Raw genomic sequence first — 16,905 nt, forward strand, 5'->3', positions numbered from 1 at the left:
CAGAACAGATCATCAACCGCATCTATATGCAGGTAAACGGTGCCGATATCCGACGTCGCCGCTATCAATCTGTCTGTGCAATAAAGAAGTGTCTGTTTACATCGTAAACTGATACCGGTTCCAGTTCTTTAAAGGGTCACAGGCAGCTGTCTGTGACCCTTTTTTTATGCCTTGAATATCACTATCAAATGTCACTGCCAATGGAGGTAGCTATGAAAAACTATGATAATCCGCACCCGTCTGTGATGCCTGTAGCCAGACGTCCGGATGTCTGTTTTGTGCGGGGAAAAGGCTCATGGTTGTGGGACAGCCATGATAAGCCCTACCTTGATTTTGTGCAGGGATGGGCGGTGAATTGTCTCGGTCACGCGCCGGATATTGTGGCCGAAGCTTTGGCCCGTCAGGCGGCTCAACTGATTCATCCGGGCCCCGGCTATTTCAATGCACCGATGATAGAGCTTGCAGATATGATCGCCGCTCACAGTTGCTTTGATCAGCTCTTTTTCACCAATAGCGGGGCTGAGGCGAATGAGGGCGCGATCAAGCTGGCACGCAAGTGGGGGGCAATGTATAAGCTAGGCGCATTTGAAATCATCACGCTGCAGCATGGCTTTCACGGGCGGACGCTAGCCACGATGTGCGCTTCGGGAAAGTCTGGGTGGGAGGAGTTGTATGCACCGAAAATGCCGGGTTTTATCAAGGTTGCACGGCATGATATCGATGCCGTGGAGGCTGCCATCGGCAGAAATACCGTTGCCATTATGCTGGAGCTGGTACAGGGAGAGTCTGGCGTGCATCCGATGCCGGAAGACTATCTGCGTGCATTGCGGCGTCTGGCTGATGAACACGGAGTGCTGCTGATCTTTGACGAGGTGCAGACCGGTATGGGCAGGACGGGGACGCTCTTTGCCTATGAACATAGTGGTGTTGAGCCCGATATCATGACCCTTGGCAAGGGGTTGGGAGGCGGTGTCCCGCTGGCGGGTTTAGCCATTAAAAAGGAGGTCTCCTGTTTTGAGCCGGGTGATCAGGGGGGTACGTTCAACGGAAACCCGCTGATGACTGCAGTGGGGCTTGCGGTGGTCAATGCGTTGCTTGCTCCGGGTTTTCTGCATCATGTCAGGGTTATGGGCCGGAGACTGAGCAGTGGGTTGACGCAGATATCCGGCAAATATGGGCTGGGTGAGGTCAGGGGAGAGGGGCTGCTGCTTGCCATGGATACAGGGAGTCTGCCGGCTGCTGCTCTGGTGGAGCATATGCTTGCGGCAGGGGTACTGATCAATGCGCCACGAGAGCATACGCTCAGGTTTATGCCTGCACTGAATGTAGCGGCGGACGAGATTGACCGGATGCTTGCACTGCTTAATGCCGCCTGTGCCGATCTCAAAACGACGCTTGCAGCAGAGGAGGTCAGGGATGCATCGCTATCTTGAATCAAGCGCTGTCATTGACTGGCAGAGTGAGCTGGTACTCAATCAGGCGGCAAGACTCGCTTCGGGTCACAGCCACGCAGTTGATATCGCTAAAGCCTGCTATGAGTTTGTCCGTGACGAGATCAAACATAGTTGGGATTATCGTTTGAGTCCGGTGACCTGCAGGGCATCGGATGTGCTGAAATATGGTACCGGTTACTGTTACGCGAAAAGTCACCTGCTGGCAGCACTGCTGCGTGCCAACGGCATACCGTGCGGGCTCTGTTATCAACGACTGACGATATCCGGCGGTGTGCCTCCGTTTAGCTTGCATGGACTCAATGCTATCTGGCTGGAGCCGTTCGGCTGGTATCGTGTGGATGCCAGAGGAAACAGTGCGGAGGTTGATGCAGCTTTTTGCCCGCCGGTAGAGAGGCTGGCGTTTCCTGTTGTTGCCGAGGGTGAGGCGGATTTTCCGGAGATATGGGCTGAGCCGTTACCAATGATACAACGTCTGCTGGAGAACAGTGCCACTTACATGGAAGTGGCCAACCACCTGCCTGACATCTATCTGGTGCAAAAGCCCGTGTAAGTGTGATCGCGTGGATGATTTGATGCGTCGTTAACGCGCGTAACAGGCGAGAGCAGAGAGATGCAGTACACGCGATCAATGCAGGCATGCATTTTACTCCGGTGCGGCTATCGTTAGCGCGTGCCGGGACATCAGCGGATCATGTTCGTATCTGCTGATGCCTGAGCGAGTAGTCGACCGGATAACGGGCCAAAGAGGAAATCAGCATGATTCTGGATTTTGACGAATTAAGCAGCGGCCAGCGCTATTTTCAAACCATTCAAACGCTGATGCCCCGGCCGATTGCGTGGGTACTCACAGAGCACGAGAACGGCGGTTACAATCTTGCACCGTTCTCCTTTTTTACCGCGATCTGTTCTGAACCGCCGCTACTGATGCTCTCACTCGGTCTGAAGCCAGGCGGAGGATTCAAGGATACCCGCATCAATCTGGAGCGCAGTAAGCGCTGCGTGATTCATATTCCGGATCGCGCGATGCTCGAAGCGATGAATGCCAGCAGTGCTACGCTTTCAGCGAATATATCCGAGGTTGAGCAGTTGGGGCTCGCCCTGAAACCCTTTGACGGCTTTACCCTGCCGCGACTGGCCGATGCCCGCGTCGCCTACGGATGCAAACTCCATGAGATTATGGAGATCGGAGCCGGTCCGCAAAGCCTGCTGTTTGTACAGATTGAGCGGATGTTTATTGATGATGTGATTCTGGATGACGCAGCGCAGGCAGACCGCATCAAGGTCGATGCCCTGAAGCTTGATCCTGTCGCCCGGTTGGGTGCCAATGAATATGGGTTTCTACACGATATCAAGCATATAAAACGCCCTGACTGATAGCGCCGCTTTCGGCTCGGTCCGGAGACCAATCTCATCCTGCAGCCATGAAAAGAGAACGGTGACAGAGTCAGGCGAGACTTATCTCTGGAAGATTGTTACCCGGTTCCGACCGGACTGCTTGGATTGATATAGCGCCTTATCGACCTGAAGCAGACTATCCTCAATGGTGCTTTCTTTTGAGAAAGAGGCGACACCTGCACTGATCGTCACCGTCCCGACCTGATCAAACGCCTGCTGACTGACCTTTCTGACCAGTTTTTCCGCCAGTATCCCGGCATCGGTCAGGCCGGTGTTGGGACAAACAATAAGAAATTCCTCTCCGCCCCAGCGGCCGAGGTAATCTGTGGCGCGCACGTTATTCTTCATGATGTCAGAGAGCGTAATCAGCACAGTATCACCGACGGCATGCCCAAAGGTGTCGTTCACCTCTTTAAAGAAATCGATGTCTATCATGATCAGTGATACATTATTCTGATAGCGATCAACGCTGGCTTTTTGAGCGGTGAGTACCGAGTCCATTTTCACCCGGTTATACAGACCGGATAACTTATCCGTATTCGATATGACACGCAGCCGGTTATTCAGGCGGTTCAACCTGCTGAAGTGATAGATAAAACCAAAGGAGAGCAGCGCTATGCCGGCAAACAATTTCCATAAAAAGGTATAGTCTTCCATGACCTCCTGCTTCACGGATACCCATTTGTTGAATATGGCCTGTTTTTTATCGCTGTCGAGATTAACCACCAGTTTCTCGAATATATCCCTGAGAATCGGCTCGTCATTGCGGGTGGCAACGGAGAGGTTTACATCCTGATCCAGGCGTGATGACACCTTTAAGACACCGGTAAAGTCCTTTTGTATATATGCAGCAATGCTCATCAGATTATCGATATAACCGAATAACTCGCCGCTCTCGACCCGCTTCAGCCCATCGGTAATCGAGTCGACATCAACGATATTGATATTTTTATATTTGTCCCTCAGCGATTCGGCTATGGCATAGCCTTTTACAACCCCCAGTTTCCTGTCGGCTACCGTGGCAATATCATCAATGAAAAATTTATCCATGGTTGTTGCCATGACAATAGGCGCCTTGATATACGGCGTTGTAAAGTCCATATACTTTCTGCGTTCCGGTGTAGATGATGCCAGCGAGAAGATATCGCATTTCCGCTCTTTTGCGCTGGTGATGGAGTCCTGCCAGCTTCCGGTCGGAACCAGTTGCACGGGAATCGGGAGTTCGGCTCTGAATAACTTGAAAATGTCCGCCACAATGCCGATATGCTGACCGGACTTGATGCTTTCAAATGGCATCCAGTCCGGGTCGACACACATACGGATCAGTTTTTTGTCCTGCAGGTAGAGTTTCTGTTTATCGGTAAATGTGGCACTGTGGTCAAAATCGTGGATGACTTCATCAAACAGGAACGTGCCTGGTTGCTCTTCTGCCGGCAGCAAGCCGCTGTGCTTGAACTGTTTGATTGCTCTTAATGCGAGTTCTTTATTGGTGGCGCCGATTTCAAAAAAGTCCAACAGCATCATTTTTCTTGTGACATCGGCTTCGTAGCTCAGGGCTTTCATGCTCTTTCGTTTGGAATATTTTTGGTAAATTGTGGCAATGGTCTCTTGCGGGTGTGCCAGGGCATAAGCCCAGCCTCGATTGGATGCATTGATAAAACGGCGTGTCCTTTCCGGGTGATTAATGGCTTCAGCATAGGATGTAAACAAATTGACCGCGCTCATGACAAAGCCGTAGTCGGCCGGGTCAATCACATTATATGGCTGCTTTAGCTGATCAAGCAGATAGAGCTGGTTGGTCCTGAAAGCACTCATGGCATCGACTTTATGCTTAATGAAGTCGTCGATATTGAAGGTTTGATTGACGAAGTGGGTATTTTTTTTGTTGATATAGAAGTGGTCGAGGAGGAGGGCCAGTGAGCTGTATTTCAGCTCGTCCGGGGTGCCCATGATGGTTTTTCCGATCAGGTCACTGGGTGATTTTATCGCTTTGGAGGTGACAAAAACCAGTGGTGACTGCTGAAAGTATGTTGCCAGCAAAATGATGGGTTCCAGATGTCCATGGTTAATGACAACACTGGAATTATGAAGGCCATAGTTACATTTTCTGCTGAGCACACTATCCACGGTATCAATGCCGGTTTTATACTCGATCAGGTCAACATCAAGGCCCGCATCCGCATAAAAGCCTTTCTCTTTTGCCATGATAAAGCCGGCATATTCAAACTGGTACTTCCACTCCAGCTGCAGGGAAACCTTCTCTGCAGCCTGCAGCGCTGCAGGCCGGGAGATGAGCAATATCAAACCGCACAAACAGAGTGTGCAGGCCAGGCTCTTGCGGGCGATAGAGGTAACGATGTTCACTGGCGAAGCACTCCGTCTCTCAGGAAAAAATATTGAAGCAACAATATAACAAATAACTTCGAAATCATACCGAAATCAGGGTTTGGGCTTACGATATTTCAGCGCCAGGTGATGTTATTCGGGGCTAGTGTGCATGTCGGGTGAAGAGGGTGAAAACTATATATGCACGAGCCTCTTCTAAGGATTGTTCCTCTGAGGCAGGGTTTACAGATTTGTAGTGCTTGTCGTAAGCAGGTATCAATGGAGGGTATATGCAGGGTGTAGATCCGGGTGAGAGCAGCATTTTGGCTGAGAGCGGGCTGAATATGCAGGCGGTGTTTAATCTGTCCGAACTGACCCCTGAGATGCGGGCTGCGATTGATGCCGTGGCAGCAACAACGGGTTATCGCCAGTTGCTGCTCTTTGCCCACGGCGGTCGCCGCATGTGGCAGGCAGTCGCAGGCTACCTGAGCGGAGAGCATCCGATTGACCGTTTTTCAGTTGATACGGTTACCCGGTATTTCGACGAAGAGAATCCCGTCAGTCGCTATCAGCTGCTCTATCCGCAACAGCCTGTTCACCTGCCTTTGCAGCAGCTGGGGAAGCTTGCCGGCTGGCATCATGCCTCCCCGTTTCGTATCGGTGTCAATGGCCGTTGGGGATCATGGTTCGCTTACCGGGCGGTGGTGCTGGCCGATACGATATTTACGCCGACGCTTGCGATGGATGATCCTTCGCCGTGCTTACACTGCCCGGAGAAAGTCTGTTTGTCGGCCTGTCCCGTGGTGTCAGCCGGTAGCGAGATTCCGCTGGATGCTTGTATGGATGAGCGGCTTAAGTCGGGCTCGCTTTGCGCCGGCTCCTGTCTTGCTCGCACTGCCTGTCCGGTGATGCGCGGGGAGTGTTATGATGATGAGCAAATCGCCTATCACTATGGTCTTTCGCTTGCGACGATACGAAAGCACAGTGAGGCGGCCCCTGATCCCGAGTGGTTGTGATTTAACGCCTCTCCAGCAGGGTTTTAACTGCGGCAAAATCCTGCTCTTGCAGATCGGCGTCGGCCGCAGGGGAGAATAGTTTGGCCAACTCCGTACCGAGCGGCAGGTGAGCGCCGTTTTCCGCTGCGGCTGCCAGTACGAACTGCATATCTTTGGCCATGTGCTTGAACGGAAACTGCGGCGGGTAATTGCCTGTTTTGAACATCTCCTCCTTAAGATGAAACAGCGTGCAGGAGAGGGGGCCGGAAGCCACGGCATCCAACAGCGTTTCGCTCGCCAGTCCCGATGATTCAGCCAGATGCAGGGCCTCAGCGATGCCTTCGGTCATGATGCCGAGCAAGAGATTGATGGCCAGCTTCATGGCGGAGCCGCTGCCTGTCGGACCGCAGTAAATGACCTTTTTTCCCATGCTGAGCAGCAGGGGCTCCTGTGCCCGTACGGCCGCCTCCGGCCCACCGGCCAGAATGACCAGTGTGCCGGTCTGTGCCGGGACTTTCGAGCCGGATACCGGCGCATCGATCAGGGTCATGCCGTGATCGGCCAACTCTTTCGCCCAGCGTTTCGAACACTCCACCGGTACGGTACTCATGTTGATCACCGTTTTACCTTCGCAATCGCCGCTTAACAGGCCTTCCTCACCAAACAGTACCGCATCTACCGCCTCTTCGCCTGTGAGCATCAGGATGATCACATCCGAGGCGTCGGCTACCAGCGACGGCTTGTCTGCCACCATGGCGCCGGCATCGACCAGTGCGGCGGCTTTTTCCACCGTGCGATTGTAGACGATCAGCGGATGCCCCTGCTTGAGAATATTGGCGGCCATCGCCTCTCCCATGATGCCGAGGCCGATAAAGCCAATGTTCTGTGTCATCGTTGTAATCCCCTGTTTAGAAATGATCGGGATAGATGATAAGGCGTTGTGATTGTTTTTTCCACGCCCTGTTACGCAGGCTGGTGAAACGCAGCTGGTCAGTCGGGTGGAAGCGGCAATTCTGATGATAATAGTGTGCTGCTGTGGCAGCCTTGAAGCGTTGTGAAATAATGGTCAGGGGCAGTGAATATGAGAAATGTTGAGATTTCAGAAGAGCCGATTGAGCTTTATAAACTGCTGAAGTTTGAAAACCTGGCATCCAGTGGCGGGGAGGCCAAACATGTGATTGCTGAGGGGCTGGTAAAGCTCAATGGCCGGCTGGAAACGCAGAAGCGCAAGAAGATCGTTGTCGGTGATATCGTTGAGTTTGCCGGTGAAAAGATCTGCATCCGGCTCAGTAGCGAAAGTGACTAATCCGGCAAGTTTCGGCAGGCGATGATGCCGTGTCGGTGAGTGTGGTGACTTTGGTTCGCTATGACCTGTATTTGTAGGTTGCAGACCTGTTGCTGTGTTCATAAGTGCCCAGCACGATCTCGGTCAGAATTTCATCGATAACATCCGCATTCACATCCTGCTCCAGCACATCGACCATCTCCTCACTGCTGATGACCGTCTCCTCATGCGTTTTCTTGTCGATTTTGATGAACATGAAGCTCTCCTGATGCGCGGTTAAAGTATGCATGCGGGAGAATGCACCGGCCCGGGCTGAAATGCCACAACAGGACTGAGGCGGGATGACGATGCCGTGTTGTGCCTGCTATATATTTCAATATGTTCCTGGATTGTAAAAGAGAAGGTGACGATTAAGCTTGTGGGCCGGGTGTCGCCGTTCCGACGGGTTGTTGCCTCTTTTATAAATCCAATGGAGGCCAGATGTACCGCCCAGATCCTTCTCAACCGCTTTGCGCACTCATCCTTCCATGCGCGTGTCTGTATTGAACAAGAACCCTGTTACCATTACCCCGGCTGCGATTGCCGACCATTATGCGGTACTCGACCGAATCGGCGTGATTGACGATGACCGCACGAACGGCTTTATACGCCCCGCCTATTCGGATGCAGAATCGGCAGCCTTTGATTATGTGGAAAGCGCTGCAGTTGCTGCGGGGCTTGTCAGTCGCAGGGATGCCGTTGGCAACCTGATCATTGAGACAGCGGGCGAATTTACGCATTGGGTGGAGACCGGCTCGCATGTCGATACGGTCGATGCCGGTGGTAACTATGACGGTGTTGCAGGCGTGGTTGCAGGACTGGCGGTACTGATTGCTGTCCAATCCGGCGGTGAAGCGTTGTCCCATGGCCTGCGCCTGCGGGTATGGCGCGGCGAAGAGTCGTCGGCATTCGGCACGGCATCGCTGGGTGCATGGGCGGCATTCGGAGAGCTGAAACCGGCCGTGCTCGATTATACACACGGCGGCAGGACGCTTGCGCAGGCGATGATCTCCCAGCATGCCGATCCTTCATATGTGCGAGCCGGAGCCGCCACGATTCCGGATGCAGAGCGCGACGCTATTGCTGCACATATTGAGCTGCATATCGAGCAGGGGAGCGTGCTTGAGAACAAGCAGTGCGATATCGGCATCGTGACCGGTATCCGCGGCTCGATACGCAGCTGGGTCCATTTGACTGGTGCTTTCGATCATTCGGGAGCAACCCCGATGGGGGTGGCATATCGCAAGGATGCAAATCTGGCGATGGCGCATCTGATGGTGCAGCTGGACGGGTTGCTGGCCCGGTTTAATAAACTGCATCCGGAAACACCTCAGGCAGTTATCCAGACCTTTGGTGTCGTGAACAGCCATGCGGAGCACAATCAGCATTGCCCGCTTGTGCAGGCGAATGCGGTATCCAAGGTGAGCGGGTTTGCCTACTTCTCGCACGAAATACGCAGTTGTTCTGAAGGGTTGGCACGAGACTATCATGAACAGGCGCAGGCGCTGATCCGCCAGCAGGCTGCACTGTTTCATGTCGGGGCGGAGGTTGAACAGATATCCATCTCCTTCGGCATTCCTGCACTGAATGCGCATATCCAGAGCATGACCGCCGCCTGCTGCGAAGAGCAGCACAGGCGTTTCACCTATTTGCCCAGCGGTGCCTGGCACGATGTGGCAGTAATCTGTCATCAGCAAAAAACAGATGGCAGTGCAATTCCAACCGGCATGATTTTTATTCCCTGCCGCGCCGGTATCAGTCATTCAGCGGCGGAGCACACTTCATATGAGCAGATCGCTGCCGGTGCATCGATATTGGCACAGCTGATGCTCACTTACAGGAGCGGGCCTCAGCCGTTTCACGGCTAAGAGTTTCTGCTCAGGTTGCAAACCAGGATCACGCTGGTGTTATTAAAAGATAAAGATCTGCACGTTTTCTGCGATAGATATAATTTGGGTTGGGAGAGGCCATGATACTTATTGTCGATGATAACGATAACGTTCGAGAGATGCAGGTTGCCGTGCTGGAAAGCGCCAATTATTCGGTGCGCGATGCAGCAGATGGTATCAAGGCTATTGCTCTGGCAGAGGAGGTATGCCCTGAACTTGTATTGATGGACATTACCATGCCTGGTATGACCGGTTATCAGGTGCTGGAAATCCTGCGTGAACGCCACGGAGATGCATTACCCATCATTCTGGTCAGCGCGCTGCCGGAAAGTGAAGAGCGCGATATAGCAATCTCCAGAGGTGCTACGGACTACATCAGCAAGCCGTTTGATATCCCGTCGGTTCTGAGCTGTGTTAAGCAATATCTGCAGGTCCGGCCGACAGTATGAGTTCGAATATATTCAGAATTGCCATCATCGGCGCCGGTCGCGGAGGTGAGGCACTGCTGCAGGTATTGCAGGAAGATAGCGATATCAGGATTGTCGCGATTGTTGATGCGCGTGTGGATGCCCCTGCTCTGAAACAGGCGGCACTGCTTTCAATTCCGATCCTTCATGCCGTCGAAGGGATTCCTGCCTGCGATATGGTCATCAACGTCACCGGCTGTAGCGATGTGTCAGAGCGCTTGTGCCGCTATTTTTCATCGGATGTGGAGATTATGGAGGGGAAGGCTGCACGCTTTTTCTACGACCAGATGTGCAAGCGAAAGGCCGAAAAGAAACAGATTGAGCAGATGCTTGCCGAGTTCGAGCAGCTAAACCGTATCGGACGCCATTTGAATACGACTGACAGCCTCTCCCGGATGCTTAAACTGGTTCTGCAGGAAGCAATGCAGGTTACCGGCTCGCCGGCGGGAACTGTTTCTCTCTACGATAAAAGGTCGCGCTCCCTGTCGCTCTATGCCGCATCCGGATTTTCTGACTCCTTTGGTCATCAGGATCGCTGGGTTATCCGGGAAGGCGGGCTTACCGAGCGTATTTTCAGCGAGCGGAAACCATTTGTCGTGCCGGATATTGCCGACTCTGAGGAGTTGGCGCTTAACAGTATGCTGGCAGAGGAGGGGGTGCAGGCTCTGGTTGCCGTGCCTTTGGCGCTGGGGACTGAAACTGTCGGCATACTCTACGTCAATGATTTTGCGCCGCGCGAGTATGATGAAAATCATCTCTGTATTCTGGATCTGCTGGCTAATCAGGCTGCGCATGCCATTCAGAAGGCTCGACTCTTTGAAACCATTGAACAGGAAAAAGCAGAACTCAAATCGTTAAATGAGCATCTGGAAGCGCGGATTATGGAGCGCACCGCTGATCTGACCTCTGCCAATGAGGCGCTGACTCGTGCCAATCAGGCCAAATCACAGTTTATCAGCAATATGTCCCATGAGCTACGTACGCCGCTGACCTCTATCAATGGCTTTTCCGAATTTCTGATTGATGGCTTTGTCGGACCACTGAATGAAACCCAGACCAAATACCTGAAAAACATCAATATTTCAGGCAAACATCTGCTGGAGCTGATTAACGGCATTCTCGACCTTGCCAAAATCGAGGCAGGCAAGATGACGCTCAAGCTGGAGAAGGTGGATGTCGCAGCACTGCTTGATGAAATCCTGCTGGTGCTACAGGGGTATGCGACCAAAACAAGCGTGCGGCTGCTACTCGAGTGTGATGCCGCGATCCCCGGTATTGTTCTCGATCGTACAAAATTCAAGCAAATTCTCTACAACCTCTGCTCCAATGCGATCAAGTTTAGTCCTCAGGGAGGCGAGGTCAGAATCGTCGTCGATTACAACAACAGTGCGGCTGGGCAGCATAACGACGACGAACTGGAGAGTTACGCGAGATTAACGGTTGCTATTCACGATGAAGGTATCGGGATCTCTCCGGAGGATCAGGTGCATATCTTTAATCCGTTTGAGCAGGCAGATGGTTCGCACTCGCGCAATTACGAAGGTACGGGGCTGGGACTGACACTGACCCAGAGACTGGTCGAAATGCATGGTGGTTCTATCGAGGTGAACAGTGCTCCCGATAAAGGTAGCTGTTTTGTATTCACCCTGCCTGTCGAGTTCATGCAAAAAGCGCCTGTCGAAAAAACCATCATGCCGGCAGATAAGCCGGAGCTTCTGTTGCAACCGATGCACAACAAGCCGTTAGCCGTTGAACCTGACGCACCAGTGATCATGGTTGTCGATGACGATGCACACTCACTGGAAATCAGCACCCTTTACCTTTCTGATGCAGGCTACAGGGTTTGTCATGCCATGAATGGTGACGATGCACTGCTTGTCGCTCGTAAAAAACGGCCGTTTCTGATTTTGCTGGATGTGATGATGCCCGGTAAGGATGGCTGGGAGGTATTGCAGGAGCTCAAGATTGATGCTGACACATCGGATATCCCGGTGATCATGTGTACTGTCTCCGAGAATGAGGAGCTGGGCATAGCACTGGGAGCCACTGATTATCTGAGCAAGCCGATCAATCGTGAGCTGCTTGCCTCCAAGCTCAAAACATTAAGCAAAGGCATACATCGCAGACACAGAGCGATGCATGTGCTTGCCATAGACGATGATGAAAGCATTCGGGAGCTCTATACGGCCACGCTTACTGCACAGGGTTACCGGGTTCATACGGCAGGCAATGGTCCGGATGGTATCAGTCTGGCCGAAAGCGTGGAGCCGGACATTATCATTCTCGACCTGATGATGCCGGGGATGGACGGATTTGAAGTTGCCGAACGACTGAAGCGGCAACCACGCACGCAGAATATTCCAATTATTGTTGTCACTGCCCGGGAACTGGCCGTCGCCGAACGGGTACGTTTGATGGGGCATATTGAAGAGTGTGTCAGTAAAGAGCAGTTCACCCGCGAACGGCTGATTGATGAGATTCGTCAAATTGAGAGCATCTACCCCTACCAGGCGGGATTGAAAGACAATATTTCCGGTCTGCTGAACCATCGCTATTACCAGATTCGCCTGAATCAGGAGATCTCACGCGCATCGCGCAACAGCGAGAAAATGGCCTGTGTTGTGTTTGACCTGGATGGGTTCTCCCGATTCAGCGAGATGGCAGGGGATGCGTATGTTCACTCGGCGCTGCGCAAGGTAGGCAGTTTCATGATGAATAACCTCAGAGGCTCCGATATTGCTACCAGACACCGCGTGGATGAATTCGCCATGATTCTTACCCGTACAGAGCTCGAAGGCGCGCTGCTGGTGGTAAATCGCCTGAAAAACATGATTGAGACATATCCGTTTCCCGGTGAAGAGGGGCTGGATAAGCCGGGTTTGACCACCAGTGCGGCTATCTCACTTTATCCTGTAGATGGTGATACGCCTGAGAAGTTAATAACCGCATGTCACGAGCGTATACATAAAGCCAAAGCATCCGGACGCAACAAACTGGCGTATGAGAAAAACGGAGGCCTGGTTATTATATGAAGCCGCTTTCCGGAAAAAAAATAGCTATTGTGGATGATAACGACAGCATTCTGATGCTGTTTTCGGCACTGTTGGACGCACACGGCGCCTTAGTGGAGACAACAAATAGCGGCGAAATATTTCTTGAACACATCTCGGACATGGCACCGGATTTGATCCTGCTCGATATCCAGATGCCGGATATGGATGGTTATCAGGTACTCGAGAAAATCAGGCGTACGGGTAGCGAGATACCGGTGGTTGCATTAACAGCGCATGCCATGAGTGGCGACAGGGAAAAAATACTGGAACGGGGATTTTCGGACTATATCGCTAAACCTGTCGATACGCGTGTTTTTCCGGGGCAGGTAGCATCCTTTCTGTTGCCGGATTAGCCCGTGAGCTGATCCAGTGCGCTATAGGGTGCCGGCTGTGTCAGTAGCCGGTCGACGGTTGTAACCTCAGCAGCTAACCCTCTGTAATTGATTTCAGCTATCAGCTGACTTTGGGTGAGAGGGGGGAGATAGATATTTTCCGCATTCAGCGACGGTTGATCCTCTGCATTCTCCGATATGCATAACAGGCTTATATAACTGATGTTTTTTATACTATTAAGTCTCTCTATGACTACATCGTTCTGTAGCAGATTGAAATTATGCACGATCAGCAGGATCGTATTCTGTTGCTGTAAACAGCCGGAAACAGTTGTCTGTAAATCATCGGGATTCAGGCGCAGGTCGATGTATTGAACAGTGAGTGATGACGGTATCACAGCACGTAAATCCTTCACTGTCCGTCTGCGTCCCTGTCCGTGCGGACTGATCAGATTGATGCTTGCCCCACCTAGCAGAAGCTTTGCCAGCTGCAGGGTGAACTCAGGGCGCAGTATCACGACAGGATAGCGGGCAGGGCTTTTGTCATCTCCGCCTCCAGCTCCCCGGACTTGATCACGCCCTTGCTGATCAACAGGCGTATCAGTGCGTCGAATTGCTGTTGATTGACGAGCGGAGCATCCACAGCAGGCGCTTCAGCGCTTTTTTCCCCGGTGGGTAAAGCCGGTTGACCCTGTTGAATCAGTTGGAACAGCTCGTCATCGACCTGACCTGAAGGCTTCAGGCCGTGTTGCTTCTGGATATCCTTGATGGCATCTCGCGTATGCACGCCGAAGACCCCTTTCTGATCCTGCATGGGGTAGCCCTTGCGATATAAAATCTCCTGCAGCAGGGCAATCCTTTTACCTCGCATGAATATTTTAAGCGGCCTGGGCATGAAGCTCTCCTGTGTGGGGTGTTGCTTACAAAATTCGAATTCAACCGTCACTGTGATGATGATATGGCGTGTTGGCAATATCCCGGAAGTTTTGCTTGCCCGTTCCGCTGGATCAGTACACATTTAGCCGATGAAATATTTACGTGCCATCGTGTTGATAGTGCTGATTCTGGCCGGTTGTCAGACCAATGGCGCGGGCCTGAAGCTGGCTCCGGGCTGGTCCTATCAATCGCTGAGTGCATGGAAAGCAATCACGCCGAACAAAATGGCACTCTCATCCGGCAAGGATTGGCTATATATTAGTGGCGAGCGCAGCCAGTACAGTTCAGAGGCGGGAGTGATTGCTATCCGTCTGAGCAGCAGCCGTACGCATATTCTGGTGCAGGGCATGCGAAATGCCAATGGTATCAGACTTGCGCCGGACGGATCATTATGGATTGCTGAAGACGATCCGAAAGGTGTGGTCTGGCGTATGGCTGAGCCGGATCAGTTTCCGTCCGACCAGCGCGTGGATCCGGTTGAATTGACCAGCAGCTACGTATCGCTGGCACCGTTTAATTCTGCCGGGCAATTTCACCACCGTGCTATCGCCTTCTCTGCCGATGGTCGCTTTGCCTATCTGGCGGATGCCTCGGCTGCAGGTAGCCTGTTTCGTCTGGAACTGAAAAGTCGTACGTTGGCAGTCTATCACAGTGAGAAAGGGTGGCTCGCGGTTAATCCGGATGAAGCAACCGGTTCAGCTCTTACGCTCGGAGCCAGAGCCTTTGCCGGCATACACGATATTGAGCGTTTGCCTGATGGCACGCTTCTGCTGGCGGAGTCCGGCAGTGGGCAGATCCTGCAACTGCACGATGACGGGAAACGGCCCCGTATCGAACCATGGCTGGATAACCCATCGCTTAGCCACCCTGATGATATGAGTTGGGATAGTGCGCGCCACTGGTTGTGGATTACCGATCATGGAGAGCAGTCGGTTGTATGGGCATGGGATGGTCGGAAGTTACACGAAATCATGCGTCACCCGACCTCCCGCTTTGGCGGTGTGCTGGCAACCGATGATGCTGTTTACGTGAACCTGCAGCGCGGACGTTATAATCCTGCCATGACGCTTCGATTGCATGAGAAGCATAACACCGGATCAGAGGATCACGCATAAGTAGTCGGATTGTTCAGCAAAACAAAAAAGGCAGGGGAGAACCCCTGCCTTTTTCCGAGAGTAGGGCGCTGTTAGCCCAGATGTTCGTCGATGAACTCGCCCAGTTTGGCCTTGTTGACAGCGCCGACCTTGGTGCCCTGAACATTGCCGCCGGAAAAGAGCATCAGCGTAGGGATACCGCGTACGCCATACTTGCCCGGAGTGTTCGGGTTATCATCGATATTGATTTTTGCAATGGTTACCTGACCTTGCTTCTCGCCGGCAACTTCGTCCAGAATCGGCGCGATTTGTTTGCAGGGGCCGCACCATGGAGCCCAAAAATCAACCAGCACAGGGCCGGATGCTTTCAATACGTCAGCATCAAAGCTTTCGTCGCTGACATGAATGATTAAATCTGAAGACATTTGAGTTCCTCGTTATCGTATATGGGATGTTCGATACGTTAATCCGGGGCGAGAGAGGCGTCAACTATGACAGGGCATCATCAACTCGAGCAGATCATTTGCGCGCATATCTCCGATGCAGGCGGTTTTCTCCCCTTCGATGCATTTATGCAGGCTGCGCTCTATGAGCCGGAACTGGGCTATTACGAGTCAAAAACGGTATTCGGCGAGGCGGGCGACTTTGTCACGGCACCCGAGCTGGGACCGTGGCTATCCCTGGGTTTTGCCGACCTGATTTTCAACTGCTGGCAACAACTGGGTGAGCCTGCGCAGTGGACTCTGCTGGAGCAGGGCTCCGGCAGTGGCAAGCTGTTGGCATCGGTAATTAATATCCTGTCGCAGATGATGCCTGTGATGCCTGAACGCATTCTCTCTGTGGAGCGTAGTCACGGTCTCCGCCAGAGACAGCAGGTGCTGTTTGACGAGAGCGGGGTGGACGTGGCGTTGTTCGGGACGCTGGATGAGATCGAGATACCTGAAAATATCATTATCTACAGTAATGAGTTGCCCGATGCATTTCCACTGCGCTGCTTTCGCTACAAACAGGGACAATATTATGAGCGCGGCGTGATACACCGGGCCGAGGGTGGATTTGAGTGGGCGGATGCACCGCTACCGATGCAGCATGCTCCGGATATTCCGCAATCGTTGAGCAGCCGGTGGCAGGACGGTTATATCAGCGAATTCAATCCGGGCCTGCCTGTATGGCAGCAGTCGCTGGCACGAGTGGTGCAGCGCGGTTTTATCCTGACGCTGGATTACGGCTATTCACAGCAGGAGTATTATCGACCGGGTCGCGCCGAAGGTACGTTGCTGGCGCACCTAGAGCACAAGGCGATTGACGATGTGTTATCCGAGCCGGGAAGTCGCGATATTACTGCACATGTGAATTTCTCGGCGCTCGTGCAGGCGGGCAGAGCGGTTGGTATGGAGCCGCTGTTGTGGATGTCACAGGGTGGCTGGCTGGCCCAGTCACCATCGGTGCAGGCCTTTATCCAGTCGCTGGCGACCCAAAGTGATGCGCAGAGTCTGCATCTGCTGACCCATGCCAAACGGCTGCTGATGCCTTTCGGCCTGGGAGAGGTATTCAAGTTGCTGGTGCAGTCTAAAGGCCTGCCGGCCCAGAAGCCGGCATATCTCAAACAGTTTGATCATCTCGACTCACTGTTATGAAGGA

The 16,905-nt window shown here is 52.7% G+C and carries 17 protein-coding genes; 11 read left to right on the top strand and 6 right to left on the bottom strand.

Annotated features, from left to right (window positions below; translation table 11 throughout):
• Positions 1-212: 212 nt before the first annotated feature.
• The 3 genes from SPV1_RS08620 (at position 213) to SPV1_RS08630 (ending at position 2,828) form a co-directional block, all read left to right on the top strand.
• Positions 213-1,433, top strand: a complete 1,221-nt coding sequence (locus SPV1_RS08620) for an acetylornithine transaminase (protein WP_040881771.1) — start codon at positions 213-215, stop codon at positions 1,431-1,433.
• Complete coding sequence (locus SPV1_RS08625; RefSeq protein ID WP_009850778.1) at positions 1,417-2,004, top strand: transglutaminase-like domain-containing protein; 588 nt, start codon at positions 1,417-1,419, stop codon at positions 2,002-2,004. Before SPV1_RS08620 ends, SPV1_RS08625 begins: the two co-directional genes overlap by 17 nt.
• A 206-nt stretch (positions 2,005-2,210) precedes the next feature.
• Positions 2,211-2,828, top strand: coding sequence for a flavin reductase family protein (locus SPV1_RS08630; protein ID WP_009850779.1), 618 nt, complete (start codon positions 2,211-2,213; stop codon positions 2,826-2,828).
• A gap of 81 nt (positions 2,829-2,909) precedes the next feature.
• On the opposite strand, the gene SPV1_RS08635 is transcribed toward SPV1_RS08630, so the two are convergent.
• A complete protein-coding gene (locus tag SPV1_RS08635; protein WP_009850780.1) occupies positions 2,910-5,213 on the bottom strand; it encodes a diguanylate cyclase in 2,304 nt (767 codons plus the stop codon).
• Positions 5,214-5,464: 251 nt separating this feature from the next.
• Here SPV1_RS08635 and SPV1_RS08640 point away from each other — a divergent pair, with 251 nt between their 5' ends.
• Positions 5,465-6,190, top strand: coding sequence for a hypothetical protein (locus SPV1_RS08640; protein ID WP_009850781.1), 726 nt, complete (start codon positions 5,465-5,467; stop codon positions 6,188-6,190).
• A 1-nt stretch (position 6,191) separates the two neighbouring features.
• On the opposite strand, the gene SPV1_RS08645 is transcribed toward SPV1_RS08640, so the two are convergent.
• Positions 6,192-7,061, bottom strand: coding sequence for an NAD(P)-dependent oxidoreductase (locus tag SPV1_RS08645; RefSeq protein WP_009850782.1), 870 nt, complete (start codon positions 7,059-7,061; stop codon positions 6,192-6,194).
• A gap of 189 nt (positions 7,062-7,250) precedes the next feature.
• Between SPV1_RS08645 and SPV1_RS08650 the strand changes: the two genes are divergently transcribed.
• The gene (locus tag SPV1_RS08650; protein ID WP_009850783.1) at positions 7,251-7,475 is read left to right on the top strand and encodes an RNA-binding S4 domain-containing protein; all 225 of its coding nucleotides are present in this window, start codon (positions 7,251-7,253) and stop codon (positions 7,473-7,475) included.
• Between the two features lie 58 nt (positions 7,476-7,533).
• Here SPV1_RS08650 and SPV1_RS08655 read toward each other — a convergent pair whose 3' ends face one another.
• A complete protein-coding gene (locus SPV1_RS08655) occupies positions 7,534-7,710 on the bottom strand; it encodes a hypothetical protein (RefSeq protein ID WP_018293553.1) in 177 nt (58 codons plus the stop codon).
• Between the two features lie 271 nt (positions 7,711-7,981).
• On the opposite strand from SPV1_RS08655, the gene SPV1_RS08660 reads away from it, so the two are divergent.
• The 4 genes from SPV1_RS08660 to SPV1_RS08675 all read left to right on the top strand — a co-directional run bounded on the left by SPV1_RS08660 (position 7,982) and on the right by SPV1_RS08675 (position 13,255).
• Positions 7,982-9,361 carry a hydantoinase/carbamoylase family amidase gene (locus SPV1_RS08660; RefSeq protein WP_009850785.1) on the top strand — a complete coding sequence of 460 codons (1,380 nt, stop codon included), beginning with the start codon at positions 7,982-7,984 and terminating at the stop codon, positions 9,359-9,361.
• 101 nt (positions 9,362-9,462) lie between these two features.
• Positions 9,463-9,831: a response regulator gene (locus tag SPV1_RS08665; protein ID WP_009850786.1), complete on the top strand. Its 369-nt coding sequence runs from the start codon at positions 9,463-9,465 to the stop codon at positions 9,829-9,831.
• Positions 9,828-12,881: a response regulator gene (locus tag SPV1_RS08670; RefSeq protein ID WP_009850787.1), complete on the top strand. Its 3,054-nt coding sequence runs from the start codon at positions 9,828-9,830 to the stop codon at positions 12,879-12,881. Before SPV1_RS08665 ends, SPV1_RS08670 begins: the two co-directional genes overlap by 4 nt.
• Entirely contained in the window at positions 12,878-13,255 is a 378-nt protein-coding gene (locus SPV1_RS08675; RefSeq protein ID WP_009850788.1) for a response regulator, read from the top strand. The genes SPV1_RS08670 and SPV1_RS08675 overlap by 4 nt, the downstream gene beginning before the upstream one ends.
• Here SPV1_RS08675 and SPV1_RS08680 read toward each other — a convergent pair.
• Together SPV1_RS08680 and SPV1_RS08685 are read right to left on the bottom strand one after the other, a co-directional pair.
• Entirely contained in the window at positions 13,252-13,752 is a 501-nt protein-coding gene (locus SPV1_RS08680; RefSeq protein ID WP_009850789.1) for a hypothetical protein, read from the bottom strand. The genes SPV1_RS08675 and SPV1_RS08680 overlap by 4 nt on opposite strands.
• Positions 13,749-14,129 (bottom strand): peptidoglycan-binding domain-containing protein, encoded by a 381-nt coding sequence (locus tag SPV1_RS08685; protein WP_040881774.1) that lies wholly within the window; start codon positions 14,127-14,129, stop codon positions 13,749-13,751. Before SPV1_RS08685 ends, SPV1_RS08680 begins: the two co-directional genes overlap by 4 nt.
• Before the next feature lie 130 nt (positions 14,130-14,259).
• Here SPV1_RS08685 and SPV1_RS08690 point away from each other — a divergent pair, with 130 nt between their 5' ends.
• Entirely contained in the window at positions 14,260-15,285 is a 1,026-nt protein-coding gene (locus SPV1_RS08690) for an SMP-30/gluconolactonase/LRE family protein (RefSeq protein WP_009850791.1), read from the top strand.
• Positions 15,286-15,356: 71 nt separating this feature from the next.
• On the opposite strand, the gene trxA is transcribed toward SPV1_RS08690, so the two are convergent.
• On the bottom strand, positions 15,357-15,689 hold the full coding sequence (trxA, locus tag SPV1_RS08695; RefSeq protein ID WP_009850792.1) for a thioredoxin TrxA: 333 nt from the start codon (positions 15,687-15,689) through the stop codon (positions 15,357-15,359).
• A 66-nt stretch (positions 15,690-15,755) separates the two neighbouring features.
• On the opposite strand from trxA, the gene SPV1_RS08700 reads away from it, so the two are divergent.
• Positions 15,756-16,901 (top strand): class I SAM-dependent methyltransferase, encoded by a 1,146-nt coding sequence (locus SPV1_RS08700; protein ID WP_009850793.1) that lies wholly within the window; start codon positions 15,756-15,758, stop codon positions 16,899-16,901.
• Positions 16,902-16,905: the final 4 nt, after the last annotated feature.

The organism is Mariprofundus ferrooxydans PV-1 (assembly GCF_000153765.1).
Lineage (GTDB): Bacteria > Pseudomonadota > Zetaproteobacteria > Mariprofundales > Mariprofundaceae > Mariprofundus > Mariprofundus ferrooxydans.